This window comes from Sporosarcina sp. ACRSL, assembly GCF_022346605.1.
In the GTDB taxonomy this organism is placed as follows: Bacteria; Bacillota; Bacilli; order Bacillales_A; family Planococcaceae; genus Sporosarcina.
Genome location: NZ_JAKRNT010000013.1, coordinates 69,265 through 90,590 on the forward strand (window position 1 = coordinate 69,265; position 21,326 = coordinate 90,590).

At 41.2% G+C, this 21,326-nt stretch carries 21 protein-coding genes and 1 pseudogene; 9 read left to right on the forward strand and 13 right to left on the reverse strand.

The window, feature by feature from the left end:
• Window positions 1–14: 14 nt before the first annotated feature.
• The 7 genes and pseudogenes from MHZ92_RS17950 to MHZ92_RS17980 all read right to left on the reverse strand — a co-directional run bounded on the left by MHZ92_RS17950 (window position 15) and on the right by MHZ92_RS17980 (window position 7,317).
• Window positions 15–1,148 (reverse strand): DUF418 domain-containing protein, encoded by a 1,134-nt coding sequence (locus MHZ92_RS17950; RefSeq protein WP_239433089.1) that lies wholly within the window; start codon window positions 1,146–1,148, stop codon window positions 15–17.
• A gap of 151 nt (window positions 1,149–1,299) precedes the next feature.
• Window positions 1,300–1,434, reverse strand: a pseudogene (locus MHZ92_RS17955) (RtcB family protein); the annotation flags it as partial.
• A gap of 187 nt (window positions 1,435–1,621) precedes the next feature.
• On the reverse strand, window positions 1,622–2,830 hold the full coding sequence (locus MHZ92_RS17960; protein ID WP_239433090.1) for an RtcB family protein: 1,209 nt from the start codon (window positions 2,828–2,830) through the stop codon (window positions 1,622–1,624).
• A gap of 95 nt (window positions 2,831–2,925) precedes the next feature.
• Window positions 2,926–3,381, reverse strand: coding sequence for a GNAT family N-acetyltransferase (locus MHZ92_RS17965; protein ID WP_239433091.1), 456 nt, complete (start codon window positions 3,379–3,381; stop codon window positions 2,926–2,928).
• Between the two features lie 208 nt (window positions 3,382–3,589).
• Window positions 3,590–4,840: an amidohydrolase family protein gene (locus MHZ92_RS17970; RefSeq protein ID WP_239433092.1), complete on the reverse strand. Its 1,251-nt coding sequence runs from the start codon at window positions 4,838–4,840 to the stop codon at window positions 3,590–3,592.
• A gap of 123 nt (window positions 4,841–4,963) precedes the next feature.
• Complete coding sequence (locus MHZ92_RS17975) at window positions 4,964–5,758, reverse strand: YqhG family protein (protein WP_239433093.1); 795 nt, start codon at window positions 5,756–5,758, stop codon at window positions 4,964–4,966.
• Window positions 5,759–5,775: 17 nt separating this feature from the next.
• Window positions 5,776–7,317 carry a DEAD/DEAH box helicase gene (locus MHZ92_RS17980; protein WP_370644779.1) on the reverse strand — a complete coding sequence of 514 codons (1,542 nt, stop codon included), beginning with the start codon at window positions 7,315–7,317 and terminating at the stop codon, window positions 5,776–5,778.
• A gap of 160 nt (window positions 7,318–7,477) precedes the next feature.
• On the opposite strand from MHZ92_RS17980, the gene MHZ92_RS17985 reads away from it, so the two are divergent.
• Complete coding sequence (locus MHZ92_RS17985) at window positions 7,478–7,861, forward strand: VOC family protein (protein WP_239433095.1); 384 nt, start codon at window positions 7,478–7,480, stop codon at window positions 7,859–7,861.
• A gap of 97 nt (window positions 7,862–7,958) precedes the next feature.
• Here MHZ92_RS17985 and MHZ92_RS17990 read toward each other — a convergent pair whose 3' ends face one another.
• Entirely contained in the window at window positions 7,959–8,744 is a 786-nt protein-coding gene (locus MHZ92_RS17990) for an SDR family oxidoreductase (protein WP_239433096.1), read from the reverse strand.
• Between the two features lie 146 nt (window positions 8,745–8,890).
• Between MHZ92_RS17990 and MHZ92_RS17995 the strand changes: the two genes are divergently transcribed.
• A complete protein-coding gene (locus MHZ92_RS17995) occupies window positions 8,891–9,508 on the forward strand; it encodes a TetR/AcrR family transcriptional regulator (RefSeq protein ID WP_239433097.1) in 618 nt (205 codons plus the stop codon).
• Window positions 9,509–9,556: 48 nt separating this feature from the next.
• Here MHZ92_RS17995 and MHZ92_RS18000 read toward each other — a convergent pair whose 3' ends face one another.
• Window positions 9,557–10,525, reverse strand: a complete 969-nt coding sequence (locus MHZ92_RS18000; protein ID WP_239433098.1) for an NAD(P)-dependent alcohol dehydrogenase — start codon at window positions 10,523–10,525, stop codon at window positions 9,557–9,559.
• A 221-nt stretch (window positions 10,526–10,746) separates the two neighbouring features.
• Here MHZ92_RS18000 and MHZ92_RS18005 point away from each other — a divergent pair, with 221 nt between their 5' ends.
• From MHZ92_RS18005 to MHZ92_RS18015, 3 genes are all read left to right on the forward strand, one after another.
• Window positions 10,747–11,121, forward strand: a complete 375-nt coding sequence (locus MHZ92_RS18005; RefSeq protein WP_239433099.1) for a DUF2500 domain-containing protein — start codon at window positions 10,747–10,749, stop codon at window positions 11,119–11,121.
• Window positions 11,122–11,378: 257 nt separating this feature from the next.
• Window positions 11,379–11,738, forward strand: coding sequence for a DUF485 domain-containing protein (locus tag MHZ92_RS18010; protein ID WP_239433100.1), 360 nt, complete (start codon window positions 11,379–11,381; stop codon window positions 11,736–11,738).
• 14 nt (window positions 11,739–11,752) lie between these two features.
• Window positions 11,753–13,294 carry a solute symporter family protein gene (locus MHZ92_RS18015; protein WP_239433101.1) on the forward strand — a complete coding sequence of 514 codons (1,542 nt, stop codon included), beginning with the start codon at window positions 11,753–11,755 and terminating at the stop codon, window positions 13,292–13,294.
• A 243-nt stretch (window positions 13,295–13,537) separates the two neighbouring features.
• Here MHZ92_RS18015 and MHZ92_RS18020 read toward each other — a convergent pair whose 3' ends face one another.
• From MHZ92_RS18020 to MHZ92_RS18030, 3 genes are all read right to left on the reverse strand, one after another.
• Window positions 13,538–14,296, reverse strand: coding sequence for an ABC transporter ATP-binding protein (locus MHZ92_RS18020; RefSeq protein WP_239433102.1), 759 nt, complete (start codon window positions 14,294–14,296; stop codon window positions 13,538–13,540).
• A 5-nt stretch (window positions 14,297–14,301) separates the two neighbouring features.
• Window positions 14,302–16,611, reverse strand: a complete 2,310-nt coding sequence (locus MHZ92_RS18025) for an ABC transporter permease (RefSeq protein WP_239433103.1) — start codon at window positions 16,609–16,611, stop codon at window positions 14,302–14,304.
• A 610-nt stretch (window positions 16,612–17,221) separates the two neighbouring features.
• On the reverse strand, window positions 17,222–18,001 hold the full coding sequence (locus tag MHZ92_RS18030) for an SDR family oxidoreductase (RefSeq protein ID WP_239433104.1): 780 nt from the start codon (window positions 17,999–18,001) through the stop codon (window positions 17,222–17,224).
• Window positions 18,002–18,642: 641 nt separating this feature from the next.
• Between MHZ92_RS18030 and MHZ92_RS18035 the strand changes: the two genes are divergently transcribed.
• The 4 genes from MHZ92_RS18035 to MHZ92_RS18050 all read left to right on the forward strand — a co-directional run bounded on the left by MHZ92_RS18035 (window position 18,643) and on the right by MHZ92_RS18050 (window position 20,817).
• Window positions 18,643–18,909 (forward strand): hypothetical protein, encoded by a 267-nt coding sequence (locus tag MHZ92_RS18035; protein WP_239433105.1) that lies wholly within the window; start codon window positions 18,643–18,645, stop codon window positions 18,907–18,909.
• Window positions 18,909–19,169: a hypothetical protein gene (locus MHZ92_RS18040; protein ID WP_239433106.1), complete on the forward strand. Its 261-nt coding sequence runs from the start codon at window positions 18,909–18,911 to the stop codon at window positions 19,167–19,169. Before MHZ92_RS18035 ends, MHZ92_RS18040 begins: the two co-directional genes overlap by 1 nt.
• Window positions 19,170–19,210: 41 nt before the next feature.
• A complete protein-coding gene (locus tag MHZ92_RS18045) occupies window positions 19,211–19,579 on the forward strand; it encodes a DoxX family membrane protein (RefSeq protein ID WP_239433107.1) in 369 nt (122 codons plus the stop codon).
• Between the two features lie 530 nt (window positions 19,580–20,109).
• Window positions 20,110–20,817 carry a class I SAM-dependent methyltransferase gene (locus MHZ92_RS18050; RefSeq protein ID WP_239433108.1) on the forward strand — a complete coding sequence of 236 codons (708 nt, stop codon included), beginning with the start codon at window positions 20,110–20,112 and terminating at the stop codon, window positions 20,815–20,817.
• Window positions 20,818–20,945: 128 nt separating this feature from the next.
• Here MHZ92_RS18050 and MHZ92_RS18055 read toward each other — a convergent pair whose 3' ends face one another.
• Window positions 20,946–21,191: a hypothetical protein gene (locus tag MHZ92_RS18055; protein ID WP_239433109.1), complete on the reverse strand. Its 246-nt coding sequence runs from the start codon at window positions 21,189–21,191 to the stop codon at window positions 20,946–20,948.
• Window positions 21,192–21,326: the final 135 nt, after the last annotated feature.

Here is a 21,326-nt window from a genome sequence, read left to right on the forward strand (position 1 = left end):
TTCCTTCCCCCGTTTCATCTTTCTGAGAGCGTCCCGATCACCCGCCTGCGAATCGTTTCCATCGGCCCTAACTTGAAATGGCGCAACCAAACCGAAGCAATTAATAGTTGGATCAACGAAATACATAGCCATATGGAAATGATTTGCAAGGAGTTCAGGTGGCCTCCTAATCCAAATCCCCATCCATAGAAAAGGATAGAAGCGATGATATTTTGCATGACATAGCAACTTAACGACATCTTACCCGCTTTTTCGAAAAGTTGCCAAAAGGCACTCCATTCCTTCCATTCTATCATCTTCGCAATGATAGCTACATAGCCAAGTGACAGCAATGGGGCGAACAAATAACGGGTTGGCAAATCAAATACACCCCCGGGAATGAAAATAAGTAGATTCAATGGACCTCCTATAAAAATCCCTATTTTCAATAACTTACTCCGCATTCGCAGACCCTTTTCAGTCGGTGAAAAAAACTCTGCGCGCATCATTCGGACTCCCAAAAGAAAGAGGAAAATATTCATTGGAATGATAAAGATCGCTTCCGTCCGCAATAATAAGAAGTTGGACAGGCGATAGTCTATTTGTTGGATCCATGTACCTTCTTTATAGAGAACAGTCACTTCCTGAAAACTTCCGAGCGACATATTTGCACCAAGTAAGCCGAGTAGAAGGAGCAACAGGATGACCGTAGCATGAAAGCCTCCTAACCCCCACATCGCCCTGCGTAGCCATCGGTCTCCCCCTTTAAGAATGAAAGCGACGATAATGGCTGTCACTCCGTAGCTCATTAAAATATCGTATTCCATAACGAGGACAAAGTGGAGAAGCCCTTCGGCAATGAGGAAAGCGGACGTCCAAAGATAGACACCAGGCCAAGCCTTCCCTTTTCGCAATGCTTGTTGATACTTCAACTCAACACCAACACCGAACATGATTGTCAGCAATCCTAGCAGTTTACCATTCACTATGAATAAAACGACCATGCGAATGAAGTCATTCGTTTCCCACCAGCCCGAATAGCCGCCCGTCGTAATATATCCTAAGTCTCCTAAGTGAGCGAAAATCCAAATATTCGTACCTAAAGTTCCCAATACTGCAACTCCGCGTAAAATATCCAGCAATCTAATACGCCCGTGATGCGATACCATTTCCAATCCCTTCCTTCAGCTCGAATTGCCTTTATTGTAGCTAACAGGAAGCCCCGCGCATATTCACAGGAGTATGAAGATTGTTATGACAGGTGTCATAACAAAACGCCCAATGCTCAAAGCATTAAGGCGTTCAATGTTTATCAAGGGTTTAATCCTTATACGGATCATATTCATTCGCGCCTGCCATGCAGACGCCGACCGGTTTCAAAACATGGAGAACATCGATCGTCTCCTTGTGAGCATCCAAGACGTCACGCAATTTCCGGTAGACGAATGGACTTTCCTTGATTTTCAGGCGGTTCGTGACTGAGTTCAGGCGGTTATCGTTAATCTTCAGGCGGTCATGAGCAAAGTTCAGGCGGTTACGGGTAAGCTTCAGGCGGTTGTCGACTGACTTTAGGCGGTTCATTGCAGAAATCAGGCGGTTGATGCTAGAGTTCAGGCGGCTACGTGGAAAACTACTACGACCCTCAGTCCTTATACGGATCATATTCATTCGCGCCTGCCATGCAGACGCCGACCGGTTTCAAAACATGGAGAACATCGATCGTCTCCTTGTGAGCATCCAAGACGTCACGCAATTTCCGGTAGACGAATGGACTTTCATCCGTTCCTCCACCACGTAATTCCACACCGTATTTTTGAACGGCTTGATCCATCCGCTCTTGTGTAATTTTCCCGCCTGTCCGCTTTCGGGTTTTCCAATTCATCCGACCCGCGGCTTCCGTCCGGCTCATAATTCTGCCTGCCCCGTGGACCGTGCTATAGAAGGCATCCGCATTCGCTTCGTTATCGTTTCCGCGGACAATGACCGAAATATCCCCCATGCTCCCGCCAATAAAACCTATTTGTCCTGGCGCTGAAGGGGTTGCTCCCTTTCTGACGACGATGTACTCCTTGCCGAAGTGGGTTTCCTTCCAAGCGTAATTATGATGGTTATGGACTTCAAATTCAGAAGTTGCACCCAAAATGGAAAGCACTTCATCCACTACGTAATCCCTTCCTGCATACGCATATTTCCCACTCAACGTCATTGCACGGTAATATAAATCGCCCAACTCACTATCCAAATCAATCAAAGTCGGGGCTTGCTCCATACTTTCACCCGGTGCACGATCAGAAAACTCCCGTCCGACTGCCAAGTTCAAAAATCCGCTCGCCGTTTTATGACCGAATCCCCTGCTTCCAAAGTGATTGGCGACCCATATGTCTCCTGTCTCTTTCTCTACTAACAGATCGACAAAATGATTCCCAGCTCCAACGGTTCCCAATTGATCCTTCGCCAATTTCTTTAGCCGATCATGTTCCTGCTTGCCGATTTCCTGATACACAGCCCAATCCGGATCATCGAATAGCTCATGATCCACCTGCTTCTTATTCTTCCGACCGACTCCGAACGAAATGGTGGACGCGATTTCATCCATGAGACGCGGAAGGTCCTTTTCGATTTCTGTCCACTTCAAATTGGTCCGGACCGCTTTATTTCCACAAGCGATGTCATACCCGACACCCGATGGCGAAATTTGACCGTCATACACAACCACACCACCGACCGGCTGACTATATCCGTAATGCCCATCGGCACATAACACACCGCCCGCCACGTGCCCTGTCCGCAAACAATTTTTAAATTGACGCAACGTATTATCATCATGCACACCAAAAATTTTCTTCTTCATGAATGCGCTCTCCCCTTTCACATCATTTCCCATTATTGTTTCACATTTTTTCGGTCTTATTTAGAAATAAATGAATTAATTCGTAGTCTGCTAGATTAGTAATCGAATGTATGAAAAGAGAAGTGAAATGTTTTAGATTGTTCACCACCATTTTTTTTGTAAAATTGAATAGCGTGTTGATCATCCCCATCAACTTGAACAAACACATCCCGAATGGATTTCGATTTACAAAAATCGATGATTTTATGAATTAACATACTTCCAATTCCATTACGTTGATACTCTTTACTGACAGCTAAATCGTATATATACATAGAGGATCCTTCCTGATCATACATTTCCAGTTCGTATGCAGTTAATCCTCCAACAATCTTGTTATCGACAGAGGCTACAAAACAAACAAAGTGAGGGTTATTCAAAAGATGTTTTATGTTTTTTGAATTTACATAATCCCCTGATTCAAATTCCCTGTTAAACAGTAAGACCAATTCGTGAAAAATCAAATCGTCGCCGACTTGTAATTTTTTATATTCAACAATATTATTTTTCATCTGGATCCTCCCATACACATTTTTAATTTAACCATCAAACCACGTAAAAACTTCATCTTTTATAATATAGAAAGATTTCACCACTTCATTCCAATTAACCACCATCTTCATTAATACGGTTAGTATTGTATTGCCACCTCTTAAAACACACAGTTACATCTTTTTAACAAAATCCCCCCGACACTTCTGCCGAGGGGATTTGCGATAATTATTGTTTCAAAAAATCAATTTCCACTTCATTTTTACGTGGCTCACGTTTAAATAGATATTCACCATTACGAATAGATACAAGGACTTCTGCACGTTCACGGATCGCTTCATAAGCATCTTTCGCATCTAACACGATAAAGTTAGCTGGTTTTCCTGCCTCGATTCCATACTCGTCGTTCACTCTCATAACGTTTGCACCGTTAAAGGTGATCAAATCGAGCGCTTTATTGATCTCATCGATATGCGTATAATGCGCTAAATGAATGCCGTTGTCCAAAATGTTCATCATATTTCCATTCCCTAACGGATACCAATAATCCGCAATGGAATCTTGTGCAAACGCTACATTATTTCCATTCGCTAATAACTCTTTCACTCGTGTTAAGCCACGACGTTTCGGATAACTGTCGCCACGGCCTTGTAGGTGCGCATTTTCAGTTGGACAAGAAATGAAGTTGATTTTCGACTCTCTAAATAACCCTAACATTTTATTCGCATAGCTGTTCTCTACCGAACCGAAGCTTGTTGTATGACTTGCTGTTGTATATTCACCATAGTCCTTTTCCATCACGAGCGCGTTCAGCACTTCTAAAAATCGGCTATTCGGATCGTCGTTTTCATCACAGTGGATATCGATCATCACATTGTATTTGATTGCCATATCGACAATTCGCTTCAATGATTCCACGCCATGCTCATATGAAATTTCAAAGTGAGGGATTCCTCCTGCAACGTCGGCCCCCATTTCGAGCGCTTTCTCCATCAACTGTTCCGCACCTTTATAGCGGAAGAATCCTTCTTGAGGAAATGCGACAAGCTGGATCGTCACGATATCTTTCAACTCTTCGCGAAGTTTCAGCAATGCTTTCATGCCTGTCAAATTAGGATCAGTAATATCGACATGGGTACGAATAAATTGAACCCCTTTGCTTACCTCTTTTTGAATCCCTTTGATCGCACGCTCCCGTACGAGCTCTTCCGTCAGTGATTTCTTATTATCACTCCAGCGCTGGATCCCTTCAAAAAGCGTTCCTGACACATTGGCATTCCCTTCGCCAAGCCCGGAGAAAATATAATCTAAATGCAAATGTGGATCGACATATGGTGGCAGCACTAAACGTCCTTCTAAATCAACCACTTCATCCGCTTCACCTAAATCATTCCCGATTGCTTTGAATTGATCGTTCTCCACTAGAATTTCATGAGCATCCGGATTTCCATATATAGTTGCGTTAATAAATTTTTTCATATTCTTATCTCCTTTCCACCTTCATATATAGTTTAGCAAATTTCACACAAAAAGCATTGCCTTCAACTTTCGGCAGCTTAAATCAAAGAAATAAGGGAACCGTAAATGGTCCCCTTTGCCAATTCAAATCGACTTCAAATAAAACAATCCACCGTTAAGGACATCGACTTTTATTTTCGTCTCGTATTGTTCTTCAATGGCGTTTTTCTCAATCCGATAACATTCGGGGCGGTCTTCGTCTTCAATCCCTCTGTAAAAGTACTCAAGGACGAGCAAGTCTTTTCTACGTCTTTCCTTTGCCTCTTCCGCCCATGTATGATCGTCCTGCTGGATAAGATTTTCAATTACCGCGTCCAATCGCTCCACTGCGCGAACCGGTGTAATGATATACGGCAAGTGATACGTGTTTGCCGCTATTGTGCTTGCCAAGTTCAATCCGCTGATGGATTCCTGGAATCCGTTAATAATCATGCCCGTCATCAAGTTGATGCCTAACGAATAAAGCACTTCTCTTGTCCGGTCACTGGAATAGGTGATTTTATAATTGAGCCCGACCCATGGCGTCAATATCGTTTGCGGCCCGGTTTCATTCACAACCCTTTCGTACATTTGTACGAAAGATCCGAGCTCTTTCGTCACTTGAAACAATTGATTGAGCCGAGGGGATCCGTAGTGCACGACTTCCCCTGCAATGCTTTCAACGAGCCTGTTTTTATCGGTAATCAATGTGAGTTGGGCAGGATTCGGCTCTCCGCCCGTGCTCTCGACATACTTCCAATAAAACGGACGATTCATTATTTTTTTATCCATCTCGATCGTTAACTGGACGTGAATGAAGTGCTCATTTTCCCGCAAGATTTCGCAATTATTCTCTTTGAAAAATTGCCGTACGTATTGATGAATCTGTTGTGGGTACATGCGTATCCTCCCTGCTTCTACATCGACAATTTATATGCTGATAGGATATCATCCAATTCACCAACGACTTGTTCAAAGACACCGATCTTCACATTCAGCAGCTCCAATATATGGTCTTCAATTGTATGTTTAATGGCCAAATTGTATATATTAACGTCATGCTCTTGCCCTAATCGGTGAACACGACCAATGCGCTGCTCGAGCTTCATCGGGTTCCACGGCAAATCATAATTGATGACATGATGGCAAAATTGAAGGTTGATCCCTTCACTACCCGATTCGGTGGCAATCAATACTTGCGCCTTCTCCTTAAATAAATACTTCATCCACTCACGCTTATTCTTGCTGAACTTCCCATTGAAAGGGACGCTAATAATCCCTTTTCCATATAAATAGTTCTGCAAAAAGGCTTGGCTCGCTCGATATTCTGTAAAAATAATGACTTTGTCTTCTTTCGCTTCAGAAATGATCTCATACACTTTTTCCGCTTTCGTGTTCGTTTCTAGCGCGGCTAATTTCCGGAGCAGCTCATCGGCATAAGCAACTTCGTCTGGGTTCGTGAGTTTCTGTCGCATTTCATTCAACGTAAAGAACGCCGCTTCTTTGCTGCTGCACATTTCCTTTTGCAACGTGATCATCGAAAACGCTCCCGAAAAGACCGCGGACACATGTCTTAGCTCTGAAATCATATCGTATACTTCTTTTTCCGCCTCACTGAATTCAAGCGGGATGATTTGAACGCGGCGATTCGTCCATTCGATTCCTGTATCGTGCCTTGAATTTCTCACCATTACTTGGTTGATCAATTCCTTTAAAAATTCATCTTCTTCAACATTATGCTTGCTCACAGAAAATACCGTTTGGAACGTCTCGAAGTTGCCGAGATGACCTGGTTTTAGTAAAGAAATTAAATTAAACAGCTCGAACACATCGTTTTGGATCGGTGTTGCCGTTAACAGCAAACAAAACTTTTTCTTCAAGTTTTGGACAAACTCGTAGTTTTTCGTTTTCGGGTTTTTTAATTTATGCGCCTCATCAATAATAATTAAATCAAAATCGTGGTTATAGAGATTTTCCTTATGTGGGCTTCGCTTCGCCATATCGATGCTCGCAATGACGATATTGCAATAATTTAGATCATACGCTTTTTTATATTGAATGACGGGAATGTGGAATTTTAAATTGAGCTCCTCAATCCATTGATTCATAAGCGAAGCTGGGACGAGAATGAGCGCTTTCTTTACGAGGCCTCGAATTAAATACTCTTTCAGAATCAATCCCGCTTGAATTGTCTTTCCGAGACCCACTTCGTCTGCAAGAATCGCTTTCCCGTTCATCCGCTCGATGACAGTTTGCGCTGCCTCTAGTTGGTGTGGAAACGGCTTCAGCTCGGGTAAGTACTTGGGCGATTGAAGGCCGTGAAAGTCTGTGATCAATTTCGCTTTTTCTACGTCATAGCTCATTTTATATAACGTCCAATTATCCCATGCTTTGCGATTCTCTAGCCGCTCAACAAAGCCTTCTTTCCAATCGGACGACCATTCAATTTGCATAGACATCCCCTCATCCGATAGTTTTCTTGTTAGATTGTCCAAAAACGGAATTCCTATGTGTCAAAAGGATGACCGTTCCTTAAACAAATGTTGAAATGTTGTATATAGCAAAACGCTCATTTATACTGATGACATCTGAATTTTATAATTTTAAGGGGTGGAAGAAATGAAATTAGGGGCATTCTCTGTCAGTCTTACAGTCAAAGACATTCATACATCTAAAGCATTTTACGAAAATCTTGGATTCCAATCATTTGGAGGGGACATCAACCAAAACTGGCTCATTATGAAAAACGGGGACACAATCATTGGACTCTTCCAAGAGATGTTCGAAAAAAACCTTCTTACTTTTAATCCTGGTTGGAATCAAAACGCCGAAAACCTAGACGCATTTACAGATGTCAGAGATATTCAAAAGGAACTGAAAGAGAAAGGGATTCAATTGTTGACGGAGGCGGATGAATCGAGCGATGGCGTTGCGCATTTCATGCTTGAAGACCCGGATGGCAATGTTATTCTCGTAGATCAACACGTACCTCGTCCATCTTGAATGAACTTTAAAAAAAGCTAGCATTATTTTTCACAGTGTAACAAGAAAAAGCCCCCTCCCAAGATTATTTACTTCTTGGAAGGGGGCTACAAATTTATTAATATTTAAATGATTGACCGCCATCGATTGGAATAACAGCTGCGTTAATGAAAGCGGATTGATTGGAAAGTAGGAATGCTACCAAATGGCCTACTTCTTCCGTTTTCCCAAAACGCTTCATTGGGTTGGGCTGCACGAATTGCTTACCGACTTCTTCCCAGTTTTCCGGATCCATTTGTTTTAATGAACCTTCAACCATCGGCGTCATAATAGCACCTGGAGCGATTGCATTAATGCTCACTCCGTATTGACCGTATTCGATTCCGGAGTTTCTAGTCAATCCAACGACACCATGCTTACTTGCCGCATACCCTGATTGATTTCCGACTCCACGGATACCGCCAACGGAAGCCGTATTGACAATTGATCCAGAACCTTGCTCTTTCATCACTTTCAAGACGTATTTCAAACCATAAAACACGCCATTTAAGTTAATATCTACGACTTTCTGGAATTCCTCAATGCCGAAGTCTTCCGTCAAGTTTTGTTTCCCTTCAATTCCAGCGTTGTTGAAGAAGCCGTCAATACGACCGAACTTTGCGACCGTTTCGTTCACATAGTTTTCAACTGCTTTTTCATCCGCCACGTTTGCAGTGATTAGCAGCACTTCTGCGTTCGGTGCAACTTCCAACACTTTGCTTTTTGTTTCTTCTAATGAAGCTCCATTCAAATCAACGAGAGAAAGTTTTGCTCCTTCCTTCGCTACTTGTAAAGCTGAGGCTTGCCCTAAACCAGATCCTGCGCCTGTTATCAGTACAACTTTCCCATCAAAACGATTGCTCATCATGATGTCCTCCTTTAGCTTCCTTATTTATTTTTCTTTACAAATAAATTATACTATTTGTGACAAAAGAAACAATCAGTAATATAATTGAAAGTGTTTATAACATAGACATTTCTCGCGAAACTGTCGAATGAAGGAGTTATATTATGATAACAAAACAACAAAACCGTACGAGAGAACACTTAAAGCAAGCTTTAATTGCACTCATTAAAGAGAAAGGATACCATTCCACCACGGTTACAGATATTGTTGACTACTCCACTTATAATCGCAGTACTTTTTATATTCATTATCCTGATAAGATTGCTTTGGCGGAGGATTTGCTTACGTCCATGCTCGAAGGATTGGAAGTTGAAATTGGCAAACCCTATGTACGCGACAACAAGATTTACACATCTAATTTAAATCCTTTCTCTTTCGCATTTGTTTCCTATATTTATAATAATCGAGATTTCTTTGACTTGATTAACTACAACGACACGTTGCCAGGATTACATACAAAATTCCCTCAAATAATCTTGAAAATTTATAAGGAAAAATTCATTTTTGAAACGATTAATAATATCCCTGTCAATATGGACTATTTTAAGCAATATACGGCCTATGGCTTCTACGGACTCCTGCAGAATTGGATCCATAATGGGTTTCGAGTGACACAAGAAGAGTTCATCAAGGAAGTAATCGAGCTGTCGAAGACGCATATTCATTCGGTGCAATATATTGGTGAGAATGTAAATGACACAACTCACCTACTTCAAGATTAGATACCAATAAAAACAGAGACCAGGACGACAGCCTAGGTCTCTGTTTGATTAGTGGATGGTTATCATCACTTTCCCCTGTGAATGACCTTCTTGAAAATAGTGAAATGCTTGTGGAATCTCACTCAAGGAATAGGTTCGATCAATGACCGGCTTTACTTTTCCTTCTTCAATGAGCTCTTTCATCACCAGTAAATCTTGTTGATTGGCCCTTTGCAAAAAGGTGATGAATTTCTTTTTTCCAAACACTGATAACAAAGGTCCAAGCATCGTTTGATACATTTGACTTTCTGATCCACCAACGTGTATGAATCGTCCATTCTCTTTTAGCTTCCGTTTGTAAGTGGAAATGGATTGAGACCCATTCACTCCGAAAATAACATCATAAGTACGATCAAGACTCCCAAAATCTTCTTTTTTATAATCAATTACATGGTCTGCCCCGAGGGACTTGACGATGTCCACATTTCTCGTACTGACGACAGCCGTCACTTCAGCACCGAATGCCTTCGCGATTTGAACAGCAAATGTACCTACACCACCTGATGCACCATGAATCAGTACCTTCTGCCCGTCCTTTACCATCCCTTTATCCCTTATCGCTTGTAAAGCTGTAATACCCGCCATCGGCACGGCAGCTGCTTCTGTGAATGATAGATTTCCGGGTTTCGGTGCCAATGCCTTTTCATCAGTAGCTACATATTCGGCAAAAGCACCCCAGCCGCTACTCGATAAGTCACCATACACTTCATCTCCGACCTGGAATCGGGTCACGTTTTCACCGATTGCTTCCACGATTCCAGCTATGTCGCCACCTGGAATATTGTATTTCGGTTTCGTCAGTCCGAATACGAAGCGGACCGGGAACGGTTTTCCTCTTAATAAAACAAGATTACCAAAATTAACCGACGAAGCATGAACTCTTACGAGAACTTGATCTTCCTTAGGTACGGGTGCAACCACCTCACGTAGTGCAAACGTATCGGGTGTTCCATATTGTTCAGAGATGATTGCTTTCATCTTCATCCTCCTACCACTCCTTTTTCAATTAGTGTATTCTGTTATTTCGGATGCCGCATTGACTTAAGTTAAGATGGAATGAGATTGGTGAAATGTATGTATTGTCATTCTTCTTAATGACTCCGAAATTAGACAGTGGCTTGAAACTATTCGCCCCCCTCTCCGTATAATGAACTAGCAATTATATAAGATCTGATAAAAGATATGTAGGTGGTGGCGAAATGGGCTTCTCCCCGTTTGATGATTTCATGTTTACTGCAGTACCCATTATTGTATTCGTGATTTTCGCGATTGTTATTGTTGTGTTCATTGTTGCGGGTGTGAAAGGCATTGGACAATGGTCCGCCAATAATAACGCGCCGCGCCTCACGGTACCTGCCCAGGTGAAGACGAAGCGGACGCACACTTGGGGTGGCAGCGGGGATTCTTCTGCACATACGGATTACTACGTCACGTTCCAAGTAGAAAGCGGAGACCGGATGGAGTTGAAAATCTCCGGCAATGATTACGGCATGTTAGCGGAGGGCGATCTTGGCATCTTAAGCTTTCAAGGAACGCGATATTTAGGATTTGAACGAAAAGGTTCGTCAAAGTGAAAAGAATCCATCCATTTGAGTGCCCTGCTCAAGGATGGATTTTTTGTGTTTCAAGTGTTTCTTCGATTTATCCCTACCTTCTACCTATTATTCAAATTTTCTATTATTTCCGTAGATATATTATTGATTATTTTCTGATACTTTGATACCTTACGTGTATGGCCTACTGGAATCTAGTAAATGTCAGAGTTGGTTGGGGGGTCAACTCTACTAATCTACAGTGTGGCATACAATTTGTGACAAAGGGGATGATAGAAATGACAGTGAAGATGAAGGGGGACAAGTCTTCGAAGCGGGGCAAACAGCAAACGACTGATGGTCAGCCAGATTATGAACGGCTCATCGAAACGGATGAATTTAAGCAGTTGGTAAAGAAAAAGAAAAAATTTATGAGCCCTTACGTAATTGCTTTTTTTGGAATCTATCTATTGCTCCCGATATTGACCGGGTATACGTCTATCCTTGAAAATCGGGCAATCGGTTGGATGACGTGGACATGGGTTTATGCTTTTGGAATGTTCGTCATGGTTTGGGTGTTCACGCAGATCTATGTAAAAAAATCTAGAGAATTCGATACAGATGTCGAGCAACTGCTCGGAAAACACATAAAGAAATAAAGGGGGAATGAAGCATGGGGTTTATGTCGTATGCAATCTTTTTTGCAGTTATCATTTTGACGTTATACATCACCTATTGGGCAGCTAAGCAGACGCGGACGGCGAGTGAGTTTTACACGGCCGGCGGTTCGTTGACAGGCTGGCAAAACGGAATGGCTATTGCAGGGGACTATTTATCGGCCGCCTCGTTTTTAGGAATTGCCGGAGCCATTTCACTGAACGGCTTTGACGGTTTTTATTACAGCGTCGGTTGGTTGACCGCTTATCTCGTCGTTTTATTTTTAATCGCAGAACCGCTTCGTAACCTTGGAAAGTACACGATGGCAGATATGATCGGTTCGCGGTTCGGAGCGAAGAAAGTCCGTGGGGCCGCTGCACTTAATACAATTACAATTGTTCTTTTCTATATGCTCGCTCAGCTTGTAGGAGCTGGCGCGCTGATTAAACTACTTTTTGGAATTCCTTATTGGATTTCCGTCCTCATCGTCGGGATTATGATGATGATCTATGTTTTATTCGGCGGAATGACTGCTACGAGTTGGGTACAGATCATTAAGGCAATTTTACTTATGGTCGGTACAATTGTCATTTCATTCCTCGTTCTTATGAAATTCAATTTTAACTTTATCGGCATGTTCGATTTGATGCGTGATGCAACGCCGCATGGAGAGTCGTTCCTTCATTCCGGTGTCGTCTATAAAGATCCGATCGGGCTCATATCGGTGCTCCTCGCACTCGTTCTTGGAACCGCAGGACTGCCGCATATCCTCATGCGTTTCTTCACGGTAAAAGATGCAAAAACGGCACGTTCCTCTGTCGTGTATGCTGTTTGGATCATCGGGATTTTCTATGTCATGACAATTTTTCTTGGGTTCGGTGCCGCTAAGTTCGTCGGCAGGGACGCAATCGTCGCAGAAAACTCGGCGGGCAATATGGCCGCTCCGATGCTAGCGGGAGTGCTTGGCGGTGATATGCTAGAATCCTTCGTCGCAGCGGTTGCATTTGCTACGATTCTCGCAGTCGTTGCAGGACTCGTTCTATCCGGCGCATCTGCCATAGCACATGACATTTATGCAGAAATCATCAAGAAAGGCAAAGTAACGGAAAAGCAGCAAGTAAGAGCTGCACGCTATGCGGCAATTGGCGTTTCTGTCGTTTCCATCTTGCTTGCACTCGGATCGGAAAAACTGAATGTCGCGTTCCTCGTCTCGCTCGCATTCTGTATCGCAGCGTCCGCGAACGTACCGACAATCCTGTTCACGATCTACTGGCGTAAATTCAATACGACTGGTGCGGTTGCTTCCATGTTGACAGGACTCATCACTGCACTCGTCCTTGTTGCGGTCAGCCCGAACGTCATCAATCCGGTTGAAGGAGCAGCATTCTTCGTCGGCGAACCGCTCTTCCCGTTCGTCAATCCCGCGATTATCTCTATTCCAGCTGGATTCATTGCTGCCATCATCGGCACATATACAGGCGCGAAACGTGCGGAAGCCGCAGAAGTCGCCTATGCAGAAGTCCGTTTCAAAGCGGAAACCGGCTATCGGGAAGCTTGAAAGCCAGATTCGAATTGACGGTTTGAATGAACTATGAAACAGCCCTCGGAACCGCTTTGCGGTTTCCGAGGGCTGTTTTAACTGGCTAACTATAAAATGAAAGAAACGCCGTAAGAGCTTTTTATAAAGGAGAAACGATTTTGTTACCAAAAGGATGGCAAGAAGCGATTAAACGTATCCTTACTCATCATGCTCAACCATACTTTTAGAAGTTATAAAAAGCAGATTTAGATTAATAAATAATCATATTCCAATTTCCAGCATTTTTACCGTTACTTCTTCGACTCGATCATTGATATTCTCCCCGTCAAACTTCGGAAGTTTTAGCTCGCTTACGATTTTGCCGTCTCGCATAAACATAATACGTTCGGTTCTCGCAGCAACTTTTGCGTCATGAGTTACAAGCATAACTGCAGTACCTTCTGCGTTGACTTCAGAAAAAATGTCCATAATCTCTTCAGCGGATTTTGAGTTAAGCGCACCAGTAGGCTCATCGCCGAAAATGATTTTAGGGTTATTCATAATCGCACGGCATATTCCCGCACGCTGAAGCTGGCCACCCGATACTTGTGTAATATCACGATTTTCTAGCTCCGCAATACCTACCCTTTTCATAAGGCCTCTTGCCTTTTCCGAAATTCTAGCAACGCTTTTTCTGTTGTCACGCATTGACGGAAGTATGATATTGTCAAGGATATTTAGATTTTTCAACATAGTCGGCTGCTGGAAAACGAATCCTATTTTATTTCTACGTATATCTGACAGCTCATTCTCCGAAGCCGCGGAAATATCCTTCCCTTCAAAAAGAACTTTTCCACTATCAACGCTATCCGTTCCGCTTAGCGCAAACATCAACGTCGATTTCCCTGAACCCGAAGGTCCCATAACCGAAACGAACTCACCCTCGTTTATTTCAACTGAAACTCCGTCGAGAACATTACGCTGTTCATCGCCCTCACCGAAAGATTTTACTATATGATCACCGATAATAATGTTATTCATATACCCTACTCCTTTATATTTTCGGAAATTTTTATTTTCCCAGCACCCGATGTTCCGATCATTGTTGCGATAAGTACCACGAAGATCATCAGCAATGGACTGAGCAGATAAGCGGTAAACGGATTGACCGTAAAGTTAAACGTAGATGCTCCAAACGAGGAGATCATCATACCTGCAAGCAGCTCACCAAGAGTGTTCGCGAGAAGTGTGCCAAGAATAATTCCGATAAGTAGTACGAAAACCGAACGAGAAACATACTGCGTTTTAATATCCGAGTTTGTAAAACCGAGCGCTTTCAAGACGGCAATGGAATTTCTGTCTTTTGCAACAAGCATTTTCATGAACAACAGTGTAACCAGCACCATAATAACTAGCGCAACTGCAACTGCGGCGTAGGAAGCCATTTCAACTGAACTTATTGTTGAACCGAGGGTCTGAGATACAAATTCATCAATGTTTGAGGTCTTCGCAAAATCAAATTTGTCCGCGTACTCTAAAACCTTACTTTCGACAAGAGATTCATCTGTAAGTTCAACACTGACGATGCTCCACATGACGTCCGCTGAATTGTCGGAGAATACAGCCTTCGCAGTTTTTCCGCCGTTAGTAACATCGGAATATAGTCCGCTTACCGTGAGATCTTTCTCCTTCCCTTCAATCACCAGCGTAATGACATCGCCGACCTTTTTGTCCATTTCACTAGCGTTTAGTACCGAAAGAGCGATTTCGTTTTCTGAAGCAGGAGCACTTCCCTCAGAATACTCAATCGGAAATGCTGAATGGTCACCGAGTTCAACTTTGATATTTTCCTCTGACCCGTTACTCATTTTTACTTTGAATATCTTAGTTGTCATAACAGCATACTTTGAAACAGCACTATCGCTATCTATCGTCTTCACAATTTCATCGGTTTTATCAGAAACACTCGTTTGAATACGTAAATCGTAGTTTCCGATTCCCATATATTGAATGAAGCTTTTTGAGGAAATGGTGTTGTACAGGTTCTGCGGAACAATCATGATAAATGCTGACATTACCAGGACCACAAGCATTGTGGCGTATAGTTTTTTTCTTGCGAGAACATCTTTGATACCTAAAAATACATTCGTACTTAACAGTTTGTTTTTAAGTAAGGAGAAACGCTTAGCGCCAACTTTCTTTTCCTGAGAAGTACCAAAGCGTATAGCTTCCGCAGCAGAAATTTTCCGAAAGCGTTTCAGCACACCATTGACATAGGCAATAATTGCAAGGAAAACAAGTAGTATACCGAAAATTCCTAAAGGCACAGCATAAGAAGAGTTTTCGCTTTCCCCCATATAAAGCCGTATATTTTCAAGAAGCTTGCTTTGGAACATAAGCGAGAGGATAAACCCAAGAATACTACCTGCCGCCGCAATCGCTGCATATTTTGCAAGATAAATCTTCTTTATGTCTGAAAGGCGAAGCCCTATTGCTTTCATAACACCAATTTCACGGTAGTCGTCCTCAATTTTCGCAAGGAGCGTAAAACGTATGCTCATAAATGCGATGGTAACGACAAGTGCGCTAATTAGAAGAATCACTGCAACCATCATCCCGTCTGAAATGGCGTTCATCATTTTAAAAAGCGTATATGTAACTGTTGGTCCGTTTGCTTCAAGTCCCGCGGAAGCATAAGCTGTTTCAAATTCGCCAATCTTTGAGAAATCCTTTACTCTAAACTCTATTAGATATTCGATACTTCCAGAGTCTTTTAATTCAGCGAAATCATTGTCGCTTACAAGAAATCGCTTTGACGCCGAGAGTGAGGAATTCATAGTCGAATCACGGAGAAATCCCGCAACAGTAAATACCTTCCCGCTTATTATTGCCTTATCACCGACCTTTGTCGTGTTGTCCCTCATATATGCAATCGGAACATAAAGTTCGCCATCGGATACGTTATTGATGATGTCGCCGTTAAGATCAAGAAGATAATCGAATTTCTCGTTTTGTACGCTAAGGCCGTTATCCTGAACACTATTCGCAAGTGAATTATCGCCGAAAATAAACTCGGCGCCATCTATGCCTAGAAACTCAACCACCTGATATTCTTCGACGTTGTTATTTTGCTCTGCAAAAGATGCAAGTCGCTCAGTATCAATCTCACCCGAATGCATCTGCATAAAATGTGGAGTTTTCGATTGCGTCATAAGCGTATCAATTGCACCCGAAAGATTAACGATGAGTATCGCTGCTAACGATACAAGCATTGCTGCAACAGCGACAAATATCGTTGTTGTCAATGTTATGGCTTTGCTCTTTAAAATGTCATTTCGAATTATTCTGCTATACATAAGCCACCTCATTTTTCAATTTTTTACCCGTTAAGCCTCAAATGCTCCTTCAGTTCAATAAGTTCTTCTTTCATAATTTAAACTTATCACTACAACAAAGATTTTTTATATGGCTCAAGTCTGAGATTTGGTACACCTTAAGAATGAAATTATCTATTAATACAAGAGGCAGGAAATAATTCATTCCTCATAAACTCATCAACTGTAGAAATATCTATTATAGACTCTGTTTCTGTTGCAAACACCACTCCGTTCACGCTTGTCATTAGTATTAGTATGGAGACTACTAACATTTTAAAGATGACTAATTGTTTTCTTAGCTAATGTCATTTTCCTTTATCTACATATTTTTAGAAAGATCTTCTAATCTATTAAATATTATCATGTGTCACACCCCTAATTGTTAAGACCTTCTAAATCTTAATAATTCTTTCACAATACTGTTTGCATCATGCATATGGAAAATTTTTAAGAACAAGAGAAAAGAGCGGTATTTTTCATTAAATAAGAAATAGCCCTCGGAAATGGGTTCGCCGTTTCCGAGGGCTTTCCTATTGAATTACTTTCGCCAAAAAGTCGTACAATCTACCTTATCCTTTGATTCATCATTTCATTTGCCTAAAAATCCACCTTCTGATCTAATAACTTGACCTGTTATCCACTCCGAATCATCACTGGCCAAGAATTTAATGAGCTTTGCAGCATCTGATGGGACTCCTACCCTACCCATTGGGAAGAGAGTTGCCAAATGGGCTTTAACCTCTTCATTCATCCAACCCGTATCAGTAGGACCAGGATCAACAGAGTTGACTGTTATCCCTATAGGAGCAAGACCAACCGATAACGGCTCGGTGATTGCAATAATCGCACCCTTAGTGGCAATATAGGCTAGATTGTTAGGGTCTGGACCTTTAGAAACAAGATTAATGATCCTTCCTCCTCTTTGTCCAGGAAAGGCTTTTTCGTATCGCTTTGCGAATTCTGTACTTAAAATAATTGTACCTATATTGTTTACTTGATAATGTCGATCAAGAATATCTGTATTTAAACTTCTAAAGTTTGATGGTGACTCGTACGTTGCATTGTTTACGAGAATTGTGGGAGTGCCCATCATTTTCTCTACTTCGTTTAGTAGGTTAACTGGTGAACCAGGGTGTGATAAATCCAACTCAATATGAAAACATTTAACACCTAATTTACTTATTCTATTTGCTAAAAAAGCTGGGAATTCTTTTTCAATTCCATTGCCTTCATTCTCATCGAATGGACTCCAATGGGTAAAGAATATATCTGCACCAGCCTCTGCCAAGAACAAACAAATCGCCGCTCCAATGCCATTGGCTCGACTAGCTCCAGTCACAATTGCTATTTTACCTTTGAGATTTGTCATAATAACCCCTCCAATATATATAGTAATACAGACATTTTTACTAATTAGAGAGTTGCCATAACAAATTCTCCTTTCTACACTTGTTTTAAACTTCATACCTTTCCATCAGGTATACGGCATAAAGAAAATATTACCTTTAACAATCATACTGAAAAGTAACGAACTTCACAAAATTTTCTTTTGAAAGTAAGTACTCCCCATCTAAATTGGTTATACAGGCACCGTAAAGATTCAAAAAACCCTCAGTCGAATTCTCGACCGAGGGTTCATCCGTCCATGATCAGCGTGTGTAGGAAAGGACTGCATTGTGGAAGTTGCAAAGTGCTTTGACTGCCTCAGCTTTTGTTGCGTACTCAAAAATCCGGAAGCTTTTCTTTTCAAACACGGTTAGTACCCACATGGTGCATTCTCCTTTTTACTTGGTATAGTCTAGCAAAACGCCTTTCTTGATTCTCATTTTACGCCGATTCCACAAAAACAAAAGATGCTTGTGCAGCCTTTCACAAATCATTCAAAGTCAAAGCGCTTACATATGGAAACTTTGTGAAAAGTGAAGAAATTATGTCCGAATGCGTCAGCATAATTGGCTTTTTGCAGGGGATAACAATAGGGAAGCATTGTTACAAAAAGGGGAATACACATTGAAGAAACACCATTTCATCCTATTGATAGGGTTATTTTGTTTGTCACCCATATTTGTAAGCGCACATGTTAAATGGTTTACGGAGTTGGAGCCTGAGAAAGTCCCTATTGAACAAATTCTCTCCGTACCATTCATCGTTCTATCCTTACTCATTGCTGTTTTCTTAGCCGTACTATCTCAATTCATACCGCATTTGATGAAAATTCCCGGGGTCGCAACGATTGATAAGAAATTGGATGTTACCGGAAGTACTCAACTTATATAATGAAGTACGGTACAGCTGCCTCTTTGATATTACAAGTACTGAATGGAACAATGTTTGCACCTGAGTTCACGATTCACAATGGCTGGCAAACGGTTGTGATGTGGGCGATTATTGTTTTACTGTTAATACCGCATCATTATGCAACAAAAATAGCTGCCATCATCATGCTTGGTTTATTTTTTTACATTTGGAGTTTTTGGTGGGAAAAACAAAATGGGAGACGGCAGGGTTTCCAATTCTTTACCTCGGAACAGGTTTAAGTTTATGTTGGGTTGCGGTAGAAAAATGGGTGTATCCTTTTATGACGACCGATATTATTCAGCGCCATAACGTCCCCACTTTCGGCTTCCCACCGGACCTATTTGTTGTGCTCTCCGCATTTATTGAATTCGTCGTTGGTTACTTATTAGTCGTTGGGATTCTTAACGGTTTATTAGCCGTTGTTGTAACAATGTTATTTATTCTTACGACGACCATCTTTGGCTACACCGAAGTCGTCGGACATGGGATCATTCATATTGTGTTACTCATCTTTATTATCGAAGGAATTTCCTTTTACAATCCTCCAGTTAAAATGCATAAGACTCGATTGGACCAAATGATATTTGTCTTCCTGAACTTTTTATTTGTGCTCAGTACATTTTTATTGATTTATTACCGATTTGCTTAAGCAACAAAAAAAGGAGACACATGTGAATTGTTTCTCCCTCTCTTACATTAATAATGTGCGACGCCTTCCCTTTTCATCTCAGTCATTTGGTAAGGGTCCAGCAATGTGTTTAATTCGTCATCAGTCAATACTTTGTACTGCAGGCAGAGCTCTTTAATCGGTACGCCTGTTTCAAAGGATGGTATCTCTGGAATTCGTTGATTTTCTAAATTCCCCTATAATAAAGTCTACGTATGTAACACCATTGTAACATTTGTAACAACAGAAGCAGGTAACAAAAAGAACATATCAATTCTAATACTATTCACGAGCGATTTTATCACAATCTGAGAAAGAGTAAACCTTAGGGACTTATTAAGTTTCACAAAGGTAACTAGGTACTTTCACGTATGTTTAATAGCTATAAATAACCGTGTGTAAGGTAGTTAAACATCCTAGTATGTAATGTGTTTTTAATCCCAAAGCAATAGAAACACAGTGAATTATCAGTATAATTATAACTATCTTACATCCGGAAAGAGGGAATGGATTTGAAAGAAGTAATTAATAGCTATGAAGATTTATTGGTGATGTTAGATTCTTTATTACGTGAACCAACTAATTTTTGGGATGATTTTTATTCTAACCGTGAAAAATGCATTCCTTTTTTCGCCAATAAACCCGACGAAAATTTAGTTGGATATTTCGATACTATACTTAAAGGAACTATTGGAAAAGCTCTTGAACTCGGTTGTGGTCCAGGTAGGAATGCAATTTACCTAGCTCAAAAAGGATATACAGTTGATGCAGTAGATTTATCTGAACAGTCAATACAATGGGCTACTGAACGAGCGAAAGAAAGGAATGTAAAGGTAAACTTTATACAAAATAATATTTTTGATATCCAATTTGAAGAAGGTTCATACGATATTGTCTATGACTCAGGTTGTTTTCATCATATTGCTCCTCATCGAAGAATGAGTTACATTAATTTGCTACAAAAGGCATTAAAGCCAGGTGGTTTCTTTGCTATCACTTGCTTTGTTCAAGGTGGAGAATTAGGCGGAACAGACATATCAGATTGGGAAGTTTACAGATTACGAAGTCTTCAAGGAGGCTTAGGCTTTACTGAAGAAAGACTAAGAACCATCTATAAAGACTTTGAAGAAATAGAAATACGTAAAATGAAAGAAGTAGAACAAACAAGTGAAGTATTTGGTGTTTCCGCATTATGGACGGCTTTATTCAGAAGAAAATGATGGCTTCTAATCGAACATGGCTACGATTGGGTCTTCTCATGCTTTCTATGCAATTAAGTTCAACATTGATTGTAAAATGCCCTCGGAAACTGAATTAACGAGGGCTTTTTTACTAGCAAATGAAAGATTCATTTATTTTTTCCAAGCTTCTCATTACCACGTTTAAAATTGCCCGTTATTTTCGCTAACAATAACTGTACTTCAGTTAGATTATCTTCTACACCTCTAATCCTTTCTATAAGACGATCAGCTTCCGTCCCCTTTACAATTTTAATTTGTTTGCCTTCGTAACTGATCATAACTGTCCCTTTTTTCGTTATTTGATAGGTAAATGGTTCCTCGCCTAATCGGTTTCGTTTATCTATCCTACTCACAATGCTCTCCCCCTAATGGTAACTTGCGTATTCCCGATCATTCACCTCTACAATACCCAGAAATTGGTTCCCACGCAAGACTACTAGCGTTGCACAGGCACCGTAAAGATTCTAAAAATATGAAAAAGCCAATCA